Annotated in this window: 15 protein-coding genes; 10 read left to right on the forward strand and 5 right to left on the reverse strand. The window is 71.7% G+C overall.

All coding sequences use genetic code 11. From position 1 onward, the window contains the following. Nucleotides 1-65: 65 nt before the first annotated feature. Together JHW38_RS16945 and JHW38_RS16950 are read right to left on the reverse strand one after the other, a co-directional pair. Complete coding sequence (locus JHW38_RS16945) at nucleotides 66-1,859, reverse strand: ExeM/NucH family extracellular endonuclease (RefSeq protein ID WP_207522500.1); 1,794 nt, start codon at nucleotides 1,857-1,859, stop codon at nucleotides 66-68. Nucleotides 1,860-2,055: 196 nt separating this feature from the next. Then, nucleotides 2,056-2,571, reverse strand: a complete 516-nt coding sequence (locus JHW38_RS16950; RefSeq protein WP_207522501.1) for a c-type cytochrome — start codon at nucleotides 2,569-2,571, stop codon at nucleotides 2,056-2,058. A gap of 449 nt (nucleotides 2,572-3,020) precedes the next feature. Here JHW38_RS16950 and JHW38_RS16955 point away from each other — a divergent pair, with 449 nt between their 5' ends. The 10 genes from JHW38_RS16955 (at nucleotide 3,021) to pabB (ending at nucleotide 14,064) form a co-directional block, all read left to right on the forward strand. Next, entirely contained in the window at nucleotides 3,021-3,437 is a 417-nt protein-coding gene (locus tag JHW38_RS16955) for a YjfI family protein (protein ID WP_207522502.1), read from the forward strand. Next, complete coding sequence (locus JHW38_RS16960; protein WP_207522503.1) at nucleotides 3,434-4,198, forward strand: PspA/IM30 family protein; 765 nt, start codon at nucleotides 3,434-3,436, stop codon at nucleotides 4,196-4,198. The genes JHW38_RS16955 and JHW38_RS16960 overlap by 4 nt, the downstream gene beginning before the upstream one ends. 244 nt (nucleotides 4,199-4,442) lie before the next feature. After that, nucleotides 4,443-5,492, forward strand: a complete 1,050-nt coding sequence (locus tag JHW38_RS16965; protein WP_207522504.1) for a potassium channel family protein — start codon at nucleotides 4,443-4,445, stop codon at nucleotides 5,490-5,492. A gap of 19 nt (nucleotides 5,493-5,511) precedes the next feature. After that, entirely contained in the window at nucleotides 5,512-6,180 is a 669-nt protein-coding gene (locus JHW38_RS16970; RefSeq protein WP_428995326.1) for a DUF2491 family protein, read from the forward strand. Nucleotides 6,181-6,221: 41 nt separating this feature from the next. After that, a complete protein-coding gene (locus JHW38_RS16975; RefSeq protein ID WP_207522506.1) occupies nucleotides 6,222-6,629 on the forward strand; it encodes a DUF350 domain-containing protein in 408 nt (135 codons plus the stop codon). 8 nt (nucleotides 6,630-6,637) lie between these two features. Then, nucleotides 6,638-7,276 (forward strand): DUF1190 domain-containing protein, encoded by a 639-nt coding sequence (locus tag JHW38_RS16980; RefSeq protein WP_207522507.1) that lies wholly within the window; start codon nucleotides 6,638-6,640, stop codon nucleotides 7,274-7,276. Between the two features lie 34 nt (nucleotides 7,277-7,310). Then, nucleotides 7,311-8,498, forward strand: coding sequence for a glutathionylspermidine synthase family protein (locus JHW38_RS16985; RefSeq protein ID WP_207522508.1), 1,188 nt, complete (start codon nucleotides 7,311-7,313; stop codon nucleotides 8,496-8,498). Nucleotides 8,499-8,868: 370 nt separating this feature from the next. Continuing rightward, nucleotides 8,869-10,509: a M4 family metallopeptidase gene (locus tag JHW38_RS16990; protein WP_207522509.1), complete on the forward strand. Its 1,641-nt coding sequence runs from the start codon at nucleotides 8,869-8,871 to the stop codon at nucleotides 10,507-10,509. A 473-nt stretch (nucleotides 10,510-10,982) separates the two neighbouring features. Continuing rightward, nucleotides 10,983-11,738 (forward strand): 4'-phosphopantetheinyl transferase family protein, encoded by a 756-nt coding sequence (locus JHW38_RS16995; protein ID WP_207522510.1) that lies wholly within the window; start codon nucleotides 10,983-10,985, stop codon nucleotides 11,736-11,738. A gap of 151 nt (nucleotides 11,739-11,889) precedes the next feature. Further along, nucleotides 11,890-14,064, forward strand: coding sequence for an aminodeoxychorismate synthase component I (pabB, locus tag JHW38_RS17000; RefSeq protein ID WP_207522511.1), 2,175 nt, complete (start codon nucleotides 11,890-11,892; stop codon nucleotides 14,062-14,064). 148 nt (nucleotides 14,065-14,212) lie between these two features. Here the strand turns inward: pabB and JHW38_RS17005 are convergent, their stop codons facing one another. From JHW38_RS17005 to JHW38_RS17015, 3 genes are read right to left on the reverse strand one after another with little or no spacing between them, the layout of a single operon-like run. Next, nucleotides 14,213-14,605 carry a hypothetical protein gene (locus JHW38_RS17005; protein ID WP_207522512.1) on the reverse strand — a complete coding sequence of 131 codons (393 nt, stop codon included), beginning with the start codon at nucleotides 14,603-14,605 and terminating at the stop codon, nucleotides 14,213-14,215. A 22-nt stretch (nucleotides 14,606-14,627) separates the two neighbouring features. Continuing rightward, nucleotides 14,628-16,343 (reverse strand): SulP family inorganic anion transporter, encoded by a 1,716-nt coding sequence (locus JHW38_RS17010; protein ID WP_207522513.1) that lies wholly within the window; start codon nucleotides 16,341-16,343, stop codon nucleotides 14,628-14,630. After that, nucleotides 16,340-16,960 carry a ParB-like protein gene (locus JHW38_RS17015; RefSeq protein ID WP_207522514.1) on the reverse strand — a complete coding sequence of 207 codons (621 nt, stop codon included), beginning with the start codon at nucleotides 16,958-16,960 and terminating at the stop codon, nucleotides 16,340-16,342. Before JHW38_RS17015 ends, JHW38_RS17010 begins: the two co-directional genes overlap by 4 nt. Nucleotides 16,961-17,087 lie beyond the last annotated feature (127 nt).

The raw sequence follows: 17,087 nt of genomic DNA on the forward strand, positions 1-17,087 counted from the left end.
GACGCCCGATGCGGTGGTGCGCGGGCCTTCAGGCCCGACGCTTTCGGCGCCGATCGCCGCGCCGCTTACTTCGGCAGCAAGTCGAAACCCAGCAACACCGGATCGTGATCGGAACTGCGCCACGGCCCCGCGCCGCCGGCGCGATAACCGGCGCTCTCGGGTTCGTCGGCGTTGGTGTGCCACTCGGCCGCGCCGCGCAGCGTCGCCGCCAGCGCCGGCGACAGCAGCGCGTGGTCGAGCCGGCCGAGTTCGCCGTCGTAGACGTAGCTGTAAGGCGCGGCGACCTTGGCCGCGGCGAACGCGTCCTGCCAGCCGGCCGCGTACAGCTCGCGCAGCGGTTGTTCCTGAGCGTAGGCGTTGAGGTCGCCGACGATCATCGTCAGCTGGCCGCCGCTGCGGGTCGGGTCGGTCTTCAGCCACGCGTCCAGGCGCCGCGCCGAATCGCTGCGCAACACGTTCCAGCAGGCCGCGCCGTCGCCCTGGTCGCGGTCGCCGCCTTCGGCGTCGCGGCAGCCCTTGGACTTGAAATGGTTGGCCGCGACCACGAACGCCGGGCCGCGCCGGCCGTCGGCGCCGAGCGCTTCGAACGCCTGCGCCATCGGCACCCGCGAGTGGGTGCCGAACGGGCCCTGGGTCAGGGTCGCGGCGAGCCCGCGCGCGGCCACGCGCTGGCCGCGGTAGATCAGGCCGACCCGGATCAGATCGCCGCCGGGGCCGCGCACGGCCGACGCGCACGGCTGCTTGCACGGCGCGGCGTAGCGCCAGTCCTGGGCGCCGCCGCCGGCGGCGTCGGCGCGGTCGAGCGCGGACACCAGTTGCGCCAGGGTCGAATCGGGGCCGTAGCCGTCGTTCTCCAGTTCCATCAGCGCGGCCACGTCGGGGTTCATCGCGTGGATGGTTTCGACCAGCTTGGCCAGCTGGGCGTGGAACTCGGCTTCGCTGCGGGCGCCGCGCGGGGTCGGGAAACCGCCGCTGCGGCCGTCGCCGTTGAACAGGTTTTCCAGGTTGAACGCGGCGATGCGCAGGCTGCCGTCGACCCGCGGCGGCTGTTGCGGGCGCGGCGCCGCCTGCAGCTGCGGCGCATGCTCCAGGCGCAGGCCGGGGCGGCCGTTGCGCGGCAGGGCGATGCCTTCGAGCGCGTCGAGGCGGCTGCCGCTGCGCGCGGCGTAGGCCGCGTCGCCGAGCGCGTCGCCGCTGAGGGTCAGGCGCCGGCGCAGGTTGTCGGCGGCGACCGCGCGCGCGGCTTCGCTGCCCGGTGCGGCGCGTTCGCCCGGCTGCCACAGCGGGCCGTCGAAGGCGGCTTCGACGGTGCCGCGTTCGCGGTCGCGGTCGGCCAGGGTCAGCGGCGCGGCGATGCGCACGCGCATGCCGGCCAGGGCGTGCCAGTCGGGCGCGGCGCCGACGACGGTCGGGGTCAGTGCGCGCAGTCGTTTGTCGAGCGCGCGCGAACGCAGCGGTTCGACCTGGGCGGCGTCGATCGCCAGCAAGGTGTCGGCGCCGCCCTTGCCGGCGCCGCCCTTGCCGCCGACCGGCAGCGCGGCGCGGCGCACGGGGCCGGCGACTTCGACGGTCTGTCCCGGCGTCAATGCGGCCGCGGCCGGGCCGAGCACCCAGATCGCGTCCGAGGTCGCGGCGTCGCCGTCGCCGGCGTCCTGCAGCAGCCAGCCCGGCTGGCCGTCGGCGTCGGGCAGCGCGGCGGTGACCACGCCGGCCACGCGCACCGGCGCGGCGGCGCCGGCGGACTGCAGCGTCCCGATCGGCACCGTCGCGGCCGCGCCGCGGTCGGCATGCGGCGCGCTGGCGCAGGCGGCCAGCAGCAGGCAGGGCGCGAAGGCGAGGGCGGGGCGGATGCGCGTCATGGCGGGCTCGGGGTCGAATGAGCGGCCATTATCCGCACCCGGATTGCGGATCGTCGTGTGCCGTCTGGCGGCAACGCGGCCGCTGGTCGGCGCTGTCGGCGCGGGTCCGGCGCCGCGCAGGCGACGGCCAGCGGCGCAAACGAAAGCGCCGCCCGAAGGCGGCGCGGTTCGTGCGGCCGTGCGCGAGCGCGGCGGCTTACTTGATGTTGCTGAGCATCCAGTCGACCGTCGCGGCGACCTGCTCGTTGGTCAGCGCCGGGTTGCCGCCCTTCGGCGGCATGATCCCGGACGTGCCGGTGAAGCCTTCGATGGCGTGCTTGTGCAGGGTGTCCTTGCCCTTGGGGATGCGCGCCGACCAATGCGAGGCGTCCAGGGTCGGGGCGCCGCCGGCGCCGGACTTGTGGCAGCCCGCGCACAGGCTGTCGAAGATCACCTTGCCGTCCTTGGTGCCGCCGTAAGCGACCTGCGAGGCCGCCTTGGCCGCCGCCGCGGCGACCGCCGCCTGCTGCGCCGCCGCGCCGGTGGCGCCGGCGTAGACCGCGCCGGTCGGGGCGATGCGGTTCTCGGTGCGGGCCGCCGCGCGCGGATCGATCTCCTGCGGCAGCTGCTTGTGGACGAAATAGGCCGCGATCATCAGGCCGAGGGTCACCAGCATCAGGAAGCCGATCACCATCGAGAATTTCTTCAGGAATTCAAGGTCGTAATTGCGCACGGTCCACCTATTGCGTGCGCCCCGCCCGGGGGCGCATCGAGCCATCGACGTGGCCGCCACCGGGGTTCGGCGCGACCGCTGCACGGACCCGCCCTGGGACGGTCCGCCTTCCGCCGCCAGGGCGGAATCGCGGGCCGGGAATGCCGGTCGGGTAGTTCCGCCGGACAGTTTAGCCCAAAGCCCGGCCCGCGCGGCCGGCTCCGGCGCGGACGTGCGCGCGACCCGCCAGGCCCCGCCGCTGCGGGCTTTGCGCCGTGTATGGGGGTGCGATCCTGCGACTTGTGCGCCTTGCGCCGGCCCGCGGCCGCCCCTATAACCTTCCCGTTCCATGAGCACGGTCACGGACGATGATCGCGGCGGGCCACCGGGCGCCGCCCGCGCCGCGCCCCTGCGATCCGGACGCCCGCGCCGCACCCGTCTTTCAAGGACTCTCCCTCAAGGACCGCCCTATGTCCCGCTGGACCACGCACGAACTGATCGCCCGCTTGCAAGCCACCTTCGGCGCCGAAAACGTCGAAGAAGTGCCGACCGCCGACGGCGCGATCCAGGTGACCCTGCCGGAGAGCGGCGACCTGGGCATCACCATCGCCCTGACCGACCGCGAGATCTTCGTCTCCACCCCGCTGGTCGAATCCGGCCAGGTGCGCGACGTGGCCGGCTTCAACGAGGCCTGCCTGCGCCTGAACCCGATCAACCCGCTGTCCAACCTGGGCCTGACCACCATCAACGACCGCGACGTCTACATCGTGTTCGGCGAGATGGCGCCCGACTCCAGCGCCGAGCAGATCGAGCTGGAAATCCGCACCCTGGCCGACAACGCGATCGACGCGGTGGAAGCCCTCAAGTCCTATCTGGTGAGCGCATGAGCATCCTGCAGAAGATCCTGACCCTGTTCCGCGGTACCGCGCACGAGGCCGGCCAGGCCGTCGTCGACGCCAACGCGCTGAAGATCCTGGATCAGGAAATCCGCGACGCCGGCACCGAGCTGGCGCGTTCCAAGGAAGAACTGACCAAGGTCATGGCGCAGCGCCAGCTGCAGGCCAACCGCAGCAAGGACCGCTTCGTCAAGAAGGCCGAGTACGAGACCTACATCGCCGGCGCGCTGCGCAAAGGCGACGAGCAGCTCGCGCGCGAAGTGGCCGAGCGCCTGGCCGCGGTCGAGAACGACCTGAAGAACGACGAGCAGGCGATCAACAGCTTTGATGCCAGCATCAACCAGCTCAAGACCGCGATCACCGCGACCGAGCGCAAGCTGGCGCGGGTCAAGCAGCAGGTCGACACGGTCAAGGCCACCGAGGCGGTGCAGCGCGCGCAGACCGCGGTCGCCTCGCGCCACTCCGGCGCGAACGGCAAGGTCACCACCGCGCTGGATTCGCTCGAACGCATCCAGCAGCGCCAGGCCGAGCGCGGCGCGCGCCTGGAAGCGGCGGCGCAGCTGGAGTCGGAAAGCGGCGACGGCGATCTGAACAAGCGCCTGGAAGCGGCCGGCTTGCTGCCGGAGTCGACCAGCGTCGACAACATCCTCGAGCGTTTCCGCGAAAAGCCGGTGCAGCAGCTGAGCCACGAGCCGGCGGCGCTGCCGGCGGCGGAAGTGCGCGAGGCCGACAAGGTCGAGCGCAAGGACTGACCGCGTTTCCGGCGCGCGACAGGTGGCGCCGGAGCATGATTTTCGCGGTCGCGGCTCGCGCCGCTCCTACAGGGAGCTCATGTAGGAGCGGCGCGAGCCGCGACCGCGACAGATCCGTTGCGGCGAACCCCGCCTTCGGGCGCGCACCCTGCCCCGCAAACCACGCGCACCACCGGCGCACGACGCGCCGCTCCCAGGGAAAACGGATGTCGAAACCGCGCACGCGACGCCGCAGGCCCGCGCCATGATCGTCCTGGGCAAGCTCTACCGCAGCCTGCGCGGGCACCTGCGCCGGATCAGCTGGGGCGTGGTCGCCGCCGCGCTGGCGGCGCACATGAGCCTCACCTGGCTGCTGCTGGCCGCGGCCGGCGAAGCCAAGCTGCTGGGCTGGGATTCGTTCGTCTATTACTACGTGACCACGGCCAGCACGATCGGCTACGGCGACCTGTCGCCCGGCAGCGCCGCGGGCCGCTGGGTCGCGGCGCTGTTCGTGATGCCCGGCGCGATCGCCTTGTTCGCTTCGATCCTGGCCAAGACCAGCGCCGGCCTGCTCAATTTCTGGAAGCGCCATCAGGTGGGCAAGATGAGCTACGAAGACCTGTGCGGCCATACCGTGCTGATCGGCTGGCACGGCCGCGAATCGCAACGGCTGGTGCAGCTGCTGCTGGCCGACGCCAATACCGACGACGAAGGCATCGTGCTGGTCGCCGAAGGGCTCGGCGAGAACCCGCTGCCGGACCAGATCCGCTTCGTCGCGGTCGATTCCTACGCCGATTGCGGCGAGTACGAACGCGCCGCGCTGGCCGGCGCGGCGCGGGTGATCGTGCACGCGGCCGACGACGACCGCTCGCTGGCGGCGGTGTTCGCGGTGATGGCGCAACAGCCGTCCGCGCACATCGTCGCCCACTTCGAATTGGCGGCGGTGGCGCAGCTGGTGCGCAACCATTACCCGCATGTGGAATGCACCCGGCCGCTGCACGTGGACGTGATCGCGCGCGCCGCGCAGGACGCCGGCAGTTCGCTGGTGGCCGGCGAATGGCTCGGCGCCGGCGGGCCGACCCAATTCAGCTTGCAGGTGCCGGCCGCGGCCGCGCCGGTGCGCGCGGGCAAGCTGGCCGCGGCGTTCCGCAGCGAATCGGCGCTGTGGATCGGCTACCGCGACGGCCGCACCGCCGCGCCGGTACTGAATCCGCCCGATCATGTCGAGATCGCGCCGGGCACATTGTTGTATTACCTTGCCGACGCGCGCATCGACGGCGCGCGCCTGCCGTGGGCGTCGCTCGCGGCGGCCTGAAGAAACGAATCGCGAGGGCATCGGGATGGGTTGGTTGGACGGATTGTTCGGCGGCAAGAAACGCGAGGCCGACAAGCCCGCGCTGCCGTTCGCGCACGAGCTGCCGCTGGGGCTGCGCATCAACGGGCGGGTCGCGTTCGACACGCTGACCTTCCGCGCCAATCCGCAAGCCTGGACCCTGCGCCTGCCCGAAGGCCACCAGGGCATTCCCTGCTACGGCTACATCGATCTCAAGGGCGGCCACGCCCTGCACCGCTTCTATCTCGACGACGACGCCTACCTGCAGGTCAGCACCGCCAACGGCCAGGTCGAGGGCATCAAGGCCTTCGTCTTCAACGACACGGTCAACCCGCCGAACCAGGCCGCGTTCAAGCGCTTCATCCAGGAGCACCCGCACCTGGGCGCGGCCTCGATCGACTACGCCGGCCGCACCTGGTACCGCGAATTCGGCGACGACATCGCCGAGAAAGTGCCGCCGGTGGTCTACGACGAAGTGCTGTACCGGCACGACCCGCCGCGCCGCGACGACGATCTGACCCATTACGCGATGCTGTATCGGCGCGAGATCCCCGAGCTGGAACGCGACGAGTTCCTGCTGGTCACCGCCGAGGACTACGGCCCCAGCGAATTCGTCGTCACCTACGCGCTCGGCATCGACCTCAACACCGCCGACCTCGACATCACCTGAGTTTCCGCGCCGCACCGCCATCACCGCAAGGACACCGCCCCATGGACGCACCGATCAACGCCTACAGCTTCCTCAACTTCCTCGCCTATGCCGGCATCGGCATCGGCGTGCTGGTCCTGGCCGCGCTGGCGGTGTCGATGATCACCCCGCACCGCGAGCTCAGCCTGATCCGCGCCGGCAACACCGCCGCCGCGACCGGCTTCGCCGGCACCCTGATCGGCCTGGCCCTGCCGCTGCATTCGGCGATCTCCAACTCGGTCAGCCTGGTCGACGCGGCGATCTGGGGCGCGGTGTCGGTGGTGGTGCAGCTGTTCGCGTTCCTGCTCGCGCGGCTGGTCTCGCCGAAGCTGTCGCAGCAGATCACCGAAGGCCAGATCGGCGCGGGCGTGTTCTCCGCCGGCGTGTCGGTCAGCGTCGGCCTCATCAACGCCGCCGCGATGACGCCGTGAGCGATGCCATGACCAAGACTGCGAACGACACTGCGCCGCGCGGCAAGCGCTCGCGCAACCTGCGGCTGGTGCTGATGGCGGTGGCCGTGCCGGCGGTGCTGGCCGGCTGCGACGACGATCCCAGCGGCAAGATCCTGACCTCGCGCGAAGAATGCAGGGTGCAGACCGAAGTCTCGCGCGAGGAATGCGACAAGGCCTACAGCCAGGCCCTGGTCGAACACGAAAAGCTCGCGCCGCGCTTCGAGAGCGAGCAGGAGTGCAACCAGCAGTTCGGCGCCTGCCAGCCGCTCGCCGGCCAGTCCGCGGCCGCGCATCCGACCTACATCCCGCCGATGACCGGGTTCCTGATCGGCTACGCGCTGTCGCAGGCGATGAACGGGGGCGGCGGCTATTACCGCGTCGGCGGCGTGTCGCCGCTGTACCGCGATTACCGCAGCGGCGGCTACCTCAAGCCCGACGGCCGCGAGGTCAGCACCTACAGCGGCACCGTCTACGGCAAGAAGGCCGGCGACACCGCGCTGCCGGCGCGCGCGGTCACCGTCTCGCGCGCGGGCTTCGGCTCCAGCGCGGCCGCGCGCGGCGGCTTCGGCCGCAGCAGCAGTTCCGACGGCGGCGGCCGCGGCTTCGGCGGCGGCCGCGGCGGCTGAGCCGCGGCGCCGATCCACTTTTACTCGAGCATCCATGAAACGCATCGTCGTCCCCGAACGCCCGGATTGGCGCGAACAGGCCGAGTCGCTCGGCTTCCGCTTCCACACCATCGACGGCGCGCCGTACTGGGACGAGCGCGCGTGCTATGCGTTCGGCCTGCGCCAGATCGAGGACGACATCGAGCAGCCCACCCAGGAGCTGCACGACATGGCGATGGCCCTGGTCGACGAAGTCGCCGGTTCGGAACAGTTGCTGGAGCGGCTGGCGATTCCGCGCGAGTACTGGGACTGGATCGCCGATTCCTGGCGCCGCGGCGAGCCGCACCTGTACGGCCGCATGGACCTGGCCTACGACGGCCGCGGCCCGGCCAAGTTGTACGAGCTCAACTACGACACGCCGACCTCGCTGTACGAGGCGGCGTACTTCCAGTGGCTGTGGCTGGAGCAGAACATCGCCCGCGGCGAACTGGGCGAGCGCAGCGACCAGTACAACCGCATCCAGGAACTGCTGATCGAAACCTTCGGCGCGCTGGCGCGCGAGGGCCGCATCGCCACGCCGGTGCATTTCGCCGCGGTCGAAGGCTCGCTGGAAGACCAGGGCACCGTGCGCTACCTGCGCGACTGCGCCGAGCAGGCCGGCGTGCAGACCCTGGAACTGACGATCGAAGGCATCGGCCTGAGCCGCGAAGGGTATTTCACCGACGGCGACGACCGGGTCATCCGCACCTTGTTCAAGCTGTATCCGCTGGAGTGGATGTTCGCCGAGGAATACGGCCCCAAGCTGGCCGGCTCGCGCGTGCAGCTGATCGAGCCGGCGTGGAAGGCGATCCTCAGCAACAAGGGCGTGCTGCCGCTGCTGTGGCAGCGCCACGCCGGCCATCCGAACCTGCTGGAAGCGCATTTCGAAGACGCCGACGCCGGCGAACTCGCGCCGGGCTGGGTGCGCAAGCCGCTGTTCTCGCGCGAAGGCGCCAACATCGAACTGGTCGGCCTGGACGGCGAGCGTTTGCGCAGCGACGGCCCTTACGACGACGGCCCGACCATCCGTCAGGCCTTGTATCCGCTGCCGCGTTTCGACGGCGCCGACGGCGAGGCGAACTATCCGCTGATCGGCAGTTGGGTCGTGGCCGATCAGGCCGCCGGCATGGGCATCCGCGAGGATGCCGGGCCGATCACCCAGGATACGTCGCGGTTCATGCCGCACGTCATCGTCGGCGATTGAACGGCGGCGGCGCGGCCGCGACGCATCGGATCGCACAGCGTCGAAGCTGAGGCCTCCCCCTCGGCTCGGCGCTGCCGCGCGAGCGATGGGCGAAGCATCCGTCGCTCATCCATGCCGCGTCGCGCGCGGTTGCAGACGAAACCGCAGTGGACCTGCGTCGCACTTCGCGTTCATCGTGAACGCGATGAACGATCCGCCGTCATATGACGATTGCGGAAACTGCGAAATCCCCCAGCAATTCGGCGTGCGATCCGCACTTGCGCGTCGCGGCCGCCGCGTGGGCACCGACTCAAGATGAACCTGGCGGCCCGCGTTGCCGCTACGGTTCGCCGGCCGTACCGGCGCTTGCATCACTTGAGGGGAAGACCGGATGACTTCGCATTTCCACGCACCCAAGCGCCTCGCCCTGGTCCTGGCCATCGCCGCCGCCGCGCCGGCCGCGCACGCCGCGCCGCCGGCCGCGCGCGCGCTGGCGATGGATCAGGCGCAGGGCCTGATCGCCAACCATCTCGGCGCGCTGCAAGGCGCCGCCGACGACCGCTTCCAGGCACGCGACGCGGTGGTCGACGCCGACGGCACCGAACACGTGCGCTTCGACCGAAGCTACCGCGGCCTGCGCATGATCGGCGGCGACGTGGTGGTCAAGAGCCAGCGCGGCCAGCTGCGCCAGGCGCTGCTGAGCCTGCGCAGCGCGCAGCGTCCGGCGCTGACGCCGCGGCTGAGCGCGGACGCCGCCGCGGTCGAGGCCGGCGCGCGCTTCTCCGGCCGCGTCGATCAGGTGCGCTCGAACGAGCTGGTGGTGTACGCGCGCGGCAAACAGCCGGTGCTGGCGTACGAAGTGACCCTGCAAGGCGCCGACACCGACCGCCACTCGGGTCTGGTGACGTTCTATGTCAACGCCGCCGACGGCAAAGTGCTCGACGTGCAGGACCTGATCCAGACCGCCGCGGCCACCGGCACCGGCAAGTCGTTCTATTACGGCGACCTGAGCATCGCCACCGACAAGAAGAGCGCGACCAAGTACGACCTGATCGACACCACCCGCGGCAACGGCAGCGTCTACGACGCCAAGGGCGGGGTGGTTTCGAACCTGTTCGACATCCTGTCGACCACCAGTGCGGCGACCTTGTTCACCGACGCCGACAACGCCTGGGGCAACAACGCCGTCAGCGACCGCGCGACCCTGGCCGTGGATATCCATTACGGCGTCGGCGCGACCTGGGACTACTACAAGAACGTGCACGGCCGCAGCGGCCTGGCCGGCGACGGCAAGGGCATCAAGAGCTACGCCCACACCAACTTCAAGACCTCCACCGGCGCCACCACCGGCGCCAACGCCGCGTACGTGGCGCTGGTCAATTCGATGTTCTACGGCGACGGCGACGCCGCGCGCGGCTACGGCCCGGTCGTCGGCCTGGACGTGGCCGGCCACGAGATGACCCATGGCGTGACCGCGGCGACCTCCAAGCTGGCCTATTCGGGCGATGCCGGCGGCCTCAACGAAGCGGCGTCGGACATCATGGGCACGCTGGTCGAGTTCTACGCCAACAACGCGCGCGACCCGGGCGACTACCGCATCGGCGAGATGATGCGCAGCGACGGCAAGGCCTTCCGCGACATGTACAACCAGGCCGCCGACGGCAAGTCGTTCAACTGCTATCCCGCCGGCGGCTTCGACCCGGCGCTGTCCGACGGCGCGCACAACCCGCACTACACTTCGGGCGTGGGCAACCGGCTGGCGTACCTGGCGATGGAAGGCGCGAGCGTGCCGGTGGGCTCGGGGCTGACCCAGGCGCAGCTGGTCTGCAACGGCGACACCGGCATCGTCGGCATGGGCCAGGACAAGTTCGGCAAGATCTGGTATCGCGCGCTGACCGCGAAGTTCACTTCCAACACCACCTACCCGCAGGCGCGCGCGGCGACGCTGGCGGCGGCGACCGAGCTGTACGGCGCGAATTCGGCCGAGTACAACACGCTGGCGCGGGCGTGGAGCGCGGTCAACGTCAACTGACGGCTGAATGAGTTCGTGCGTCAGGCAACGGCCCGCCTTGTGCGGGCCGTTGTGCGTTCGGGGCTTGTGGCGGGGGATCGCGCTGAAGTCTCTGGATCCCCGCGTTCGCGGGGATGACGGTCTGCAAGAGGCGCAGCGAAACCCACACACCGTTATGCCCGCGAACGCGCGCATCCAGGGCTTGATCCAGGCATGACGCTGAAGTCTCTGGATCCCCGCCTTCGCGGGGATGACGACCTGGAACAGACGCGGCGAAACCTACCTACCGTCATTCCCGCGAACGCGGGAATCCAGGGCTTCATCGAGGCATGGCTCTGAAGTCTCTGGATCCCCGCGTTCGCGGGGATGACGATCTGTAAGAGGCGCAGCGGAACGTGACTATCGACGTTCCCGCGACCGCGACCGCGACCGCGGTACCGGCGCCGCCGCGGCGCGTGTGCGATTCTGTCGCTCCCTTCCTCGCTCCCGCGCCCATGACCGCCGACGCGCCGGCCGCCGTCCGTCCCGAACCGCCGCGTCCGCCATCGCGATTCCTGTGCGAGGCCGGCGATATCGAGGTCGAGGCCTTCGGCCGCCGCTTCGGCGGCCACGCCTGCCGCTTCGATGTGGCCGCGTATCGCGACGAGTTGTTCGCCGAGCACGCGGTCGCGTTCGCGCCGCAGCTCGAGCGCGCGGTGCCCAAGCGCCGCAGCGAATTCCTCGCCGGGCGCGTGTGCGCGGGCCGCGCGCTGGCGCGGATCGGCGCGACGGCGGCGACGGTCGCGATCGGCCGCGATCGCGAGCCGCTGTGGCCGCCGGGCGTGGCCGCCTCGATCACCCACGCCGGCGATCGCGCCTTGTGCGTGGCCATGCCGGCCGCCGATACGCTCGGCCTGGGCGTCGACATCGAGCGGCCGATGGACGCGCGCCGCGCCGCCGACATCCGCGCGGTGGTGGTCGACGCGGCCGAGTGGGCGCTGATCGAGGCCGGCTTCGCCGATCCGGCCGCCGGCCTGGGCGCGGTGTTCTCGGCCAAGGAGAGCCTGTACAAGGCGCTGTTCGCGCAGGTGCGGCGGGTGTTCGGCTTCGACGCGATGCGGCTGGCGCGGATCGAACCGCAGCGGCTGGAGTTCGTCTGCGCCGAAGACCTCGCCGCCGGGGTCCGCCGCGGCCAGCGCTATGCCGCGCACTATCGCTTCGATGCCGACGGCGGCGTGCTGAGCCTGGTCTGGTTGCCGCGTCCGGGCTGAGCCCCACTCCGAATCCGGCCCCAATCCGGTAAAAAGCCGGCCGCCAGCCTCGCGCGGCAGTCGCGCCGATACGGCCGAGCGACTCCGCCGTGCCCGCACCGCGTTGCCGGACCGCCGCGTCCCCGCGGCTTTGTTACACAATGGGCGGATCATGCGTTGCCTGTTGATCGACAACTACGACTCTTTCACCTGGAACCTCGCCGACCTGATCGGCCGCGCGTTCGGCCAGGCGCCGCAGGTGCTGCGCAACGACGCGGCCGACTGGGACGAGTTGCAGGCCGATGCGCGCTACGACTGCGTCGTGGTCTCGCCGGGCCCCGGCAGCGCGGTGCGCGCCGCCGACCTGGGACTGTCGCGCCGCGCCATCGAGGCTTCGGCGCTGCCGCTGCTGGGCGTGTGCCTGGGCTTCCAGGCCATCGCCCACGCCAACGGCGGCCGCATCGCCCACGCGCCGGAGCCGGTGCACGGCCGCCCGGCGCGCTTGCGCCACGACGGCCGCGAGCTGTTCGCCGGCTTGCCGCAGCCGTTGCAGGTGATCCGCTACCACTCGCTGATCGCCGCCGCGCCGCTGCCGGCGCAGCTGCAAGCCATCGCGCACAGCGAGGACGGCGTCATCATGGCCCTGCGCCACCTGCGCCGGCCGCAGTGGGGCGTGCAGTTCCATCCCGAGTCGGTGCTCAGCGAGCACGGGCTGGCGATGATCGGCAACTTCCGCGATCTGGTCCGCCGCCATCGCGGCGGCGCGACGGTCGGCTGGCGCGAAGCCGTCGCGCCTGCGCCCGCGAGCGCGCCCGTTTCCGCGCGCGCACCCGCATCGCTCGCACCCGCACCCGCACCCGCACCCGCATCCGCGCCCACCGCGCCCACCGCGCCCACCGCGCCCGCGTTGCGCGTGTGGCTGCGCGCACTCGACCCCGCGCCCGACGCGGAAACCGTGTTCGCGCACTGCTACGCGCAGTCGCCGCACGCGTTCTGGCTCGACAGCCAGGTCGCCGAAGACGCCGGCTGTTCGTTCATGGGCGCGGCCGATCCCGGCGACGTGTTGCACTATCGCGTCGGCGACGACGATGCGGCCTTGTCGGCCGGGCAAGGGCTGCTGGCGCAACTGCGCGCAGAACTCGCGCGCGACATCGCCCCGGTCGACGAAACCCTGCCGTTCGAATTCCGCGGCGGTTACGTCGGCTACTTCGGCTACGAAGCCAAGGCCCTGTTCGACGGCGAACGCGGCCACGCCGCGGCCGCGCCCGATGCGGTGTGGATGCGCGCGCGCCGCTTCCTCGCCTTCGACCACGCCGGCGGCCGCGCCTGGGCGCTGGCGGTGGCCGACGAAGCCGGCGCGGACGCCGCGCAACGCTGGCTCGACGACACCGCCGCGCGAGTGCGCGCACTGCCGGCCGCTGCGGCGGAACCGGCGCCTGCGCAGCCGGCGCTGGCCGCACTCGACGTCGCGATGGACCTCGGCCACGACGACTACCTCGACGCGATCGCGCAATGCCGCCGCGCCATCGTCGAGGGCGAGTCGTACCAGGTCTGCCTGACCAACCATTTCCGCGTGCGCGCCCGGCTCGATCCGCTGGCGCTGTACCGGCGCCTGCGCCGCGGCAACGCCGCGCCGTTCGGCGCCTACCTGCGCAGCGGCGCGCAGTGCGTGCTGAGCACGTCGCCGGAACGCTTCGTCCGCGTCGATCGCGCCGGCCGGGTCCAGGCCAAGCCGATCAAGGGCACGATCCGCCGGGCCGAGGATCCGGCGTTGGACGCGCGCTACGCGCAGGAACTGGCCGCCTCGGGCAAGGACCGCGCCGAAAACCTGATGATCGTCGACCTGATGCGCAACGATCTCAACCGCGTGGCCGTGCGCGGCACGGTCGAGGTGCCGCGGCTGGCCGCGATCGAGAGCTACCGCACCGTGCATCAGATGGTCAGCACGGTCGAAGCGCGGCTGCGCCCGGACTGCGACCTGATCGACCTGCTGCGCGCGACGTTTCCCGGCGGCTCGATCAGCGGCGCGCCGAAGCGCCGCACGCTGGCGATCATCGACCGGCTCGAACGCAGCGCGCGCGGCGTGTACTGCGGTTCGATCGGCTACCTCGGCTACGGCCGCGTCGCCGATCTCAACATCGGCATCCGCACCCTGGCCTACGACGGCGAAGAAGTGTCGTTCGGCGCGGGCGGCGCGATCACCTGGCTGTCGGATCCGCAGGCCGAGTTCCAGGAGGTCTTGCTCAAGGCCGAAGCGGTGTTGCGGCCGTTGTGGGACCACCTAGGCGGCGGCGCCGCGTTCGCCGGCGCGGTCGAGGGCGACCGGTGGCGGGTGCGCGGCGGTTGAGCCGAACGCGTCGGGCCTGAAGGCCCTCCCGCACCGCGCCGGCCTGCCCACGAAGCCCAGCACGCCGAGCGCGCGCTTGCGGCCGCATGGCGCGACGTTTCTCCTGCGCACGGTCTCGGGATTCGCGGCGCTGCTTGTGGGCGGGCCTTCAGGCCCGACGCTTTTGTGTCCGCCGCGAGGCGTCCGCCCAGCGCCAAGCCAACACGCCCAGCAGGGGCAGCGCCAGCAACAAGGCCGCGTCGAACCACGAGGGGTACTCGCTACCCAACGTCGCCACCGCCCACACCGTCAGCGCCGCCAGCAACACCCAGGCGAACATCGCCTGCGCGCGCGCCGCCGGCGTCCAGCGCGCCACGATCCACAACGCCAGCGCGCCTGCGGCGACCGTCCAGGTCAAATCCCAAGCCAAGCGCGCATCGCCGCCCGGCGGCAGGCCCAGCCGCGCCGCCAGTTCGCCGCCGCTCCAGTTCGCCGCGACGAACGCCGCTGCCGCCCCAGACCACGCCAGCAGCGAACCCACGATTGCGCGCAACCAACCCATCGTCGTCATCGCCGCGCCGCCGTCACGTGCGCGGCGCCGCGTCGGCGGGGCCGGCCCGGGTCGCGACTGCGTCGACTGCATCCGCTTCGACGGAGCCGGCCTCGTTCGCCTCCATCCCGGCATTGACCGCATCGTCCACGCTCCAATACTCCAGCGCCGACGCCGTCTGCCCCGGCAACTGCACGCGCTCCAGCAAGGTGCGCACGCCGTCCTTCAGCCGCGCCAAGGTCAGCGCCACGCCGCGCGCGCGCAGCCAGCCGTCGAAATCGCTCAGCGCTTCCAGCGAGGTGCTGTCCAAGTCCGGCGAGATCTCCAGGCTCAGCACCAGCCGGCGCGCCTGCGGCCGCGCTTCCACCTGCTGCCGCGCCAGCGCCAGGATCGGCTCGGCGTTGGCGAAGAACAGCGGCTGCTCCGGCCGCAGCACCAGCACGCCGGGCACCGGCTGGGCCTGCGGATGCAGCGCGGTGTCGACGAAGTCGTGGCTGCCGGGCAGGCGCCCGAGCACGCTCAGGCGCGGGCGCGAGAGCCGGCGCAGCAGCATCAGCAGGCTGAAGGCGATCGCCGCCAGCAGGCCGTCGAGAATGCCCAGGCTCAGCACCGTGGCGACCGCGGCGAACGCGACCAGCCGGTCGCGGTGCCAGCGCAGGTAAGGCGCGAACGTTGCGGGCCGCAGCGACTTGCCGACCGCGTGGATCACGATCGCCGCCAGCACCGGCTGCGGGATGCGTTCGATCCAGGCCAGGGCGAAGGCGACCATCAGCAGCACCGCCAATGCCGCGACCAGCCCGGCCACGCGCGAACGCGCGCCGGCCGCTTCGTTGGCCGAGGTCGCCGAATAGCCGGCGCCGACCGGCAGGCCGTGCAGCAGGCCCGACACCGCGTTGGCGACGCCGAGCGCGAACAGGTCGCGGTTCGGCTCGACCGCGTCGCCGTGCTTGAGCGCGTAGGCGCGGATCGCGGTGTAGGACTCGGCGTACAGCACCAGGGTCAGCGCCAGCGCCAGTTCCAGGCAGGTCAGCCACTGGTCCGGGCCGGGCCAGCCGGGCGCGCCCAGTGGCGGGCTCAGCGCGATCGCGCCGGTCAGGGCCACGCCATGCGCGGCCAGCGCGGACGATGCGGCGACGCCGAGCGCGATCACCAGCAGGCTCGCCGGCAGTTTCGGAAACCGTTCGCCGAACTTCAGCGCCAGCAAAGCCAGCGCGCCGGTGGCGAAGCTGGCCGGTTGCCATTCGCGCCAGCGTTGCGGCAGTTCCAGCAGCAGCGGCGCGAAGTCGCCGGCGCGGGCGTGCAAGCCCAGCAGCGACGGCAGTTGCTTGAGCACGATCACGCAGGCCAGGCCGAAGGTGAAACCGCGCAGCACCGGCCGCGCGATCATCTGCGACAGCCCGCCCAGCCGCGCCGCCGAGGCGGCGAGGAAGCAGGCGCCGGTGGCCAGGGTCAGGAACCCGGCGATGGCCGCGCGCGCGGCCGGGTCGGGGCCGGCCACGGCCAGGGTCGCCGCGGCCAGCACCGCGGCCGAGGACGAGGTCGCCGAGACGATAGCGAACCGGCTGCGCCCGATCAGCCCGTAGGCCAGCAGGCCGGCGAACAGCGCGAACACGCCGGTCTGCGCGGGCAGGCCGGCGAGCGCGGAGTAGGCCACCGCCTCGGGCAGCAACAGGCCGGCGATCGCCAGCCCGGCCACCACGTCGGCGCCGCGGCCGGCCGATGCGGCGCCGGCGGGCGCGGGCGCGCTCATGCGAACGACCCGCTCCAGCCCGGCAGGTAACCGGCTTCGGCGCTGTGGGCCAAGGCCAGCGCGCGCTCGAGCGCACGCGCGCCGGACTTGGCCGCGTCCTTCGCGGCGATCCGCGCGCGCAGGAAATCCGCCCACAGGAATTCGGCGTACGGCGTCGCGTCCTTGGCGCAACCGCCGGCCTCGCGCACGCGCGCGGCCAAGGTGCGGTAGGGATCGTCGCGCAACTGCTGCAAACCGTCGGGGATCGCCGCGTAGTCGGTGCGCGCGCCGCGCTCGTCGTAGGGATGCGCCCAGCGGTTGAATTCCATCGTCCGCCAGAACGTCGCCGGATCGAGCCAGGAAAAATCCCGCTGCACGATCACCGGCACCTCCGCCACGCCTTCTTCGAGCATGGCCAGGCCGAAGTGGTGGTGATCGACGATATAGACCTCGCGGCCGGGACCGAGCACGCCGGGAAACCAGTGCGAGGCGATCAGCGCGGCGCGCTTTTTGCGCCCCAGCGCATGCCATTGCGCACGCTTGTCGGCGACTTCGCGCAGGCCGACGGTGATCTGGGTCGGACGCAGCCGCTGCGGAGCGACACTCAGGATCGGATGACGCAGGCCGTGCTGGGACATGGGCGGGCTCCACGGTCGCGTGCCGGCGCGCGACGCCGGTCCATTGAAGGAGATGCCGGCCCGGCTTGGCAAGCCCGCCGCACGCCGGCGCACGGAGGTTGCGCGCGCTTAACCGCGGCGGCGGCGC

Source organism: Lysobacter enzymogenes (assembly GCF_017355525.1).
GTDB classification, from domain to species: Bacteria; Pseudomonadota; Gammaproteobacteria; order Xanthomonadales; family Xanthomonadaceae; genus Lysobacter; species Lysobacter enzymogenes_C.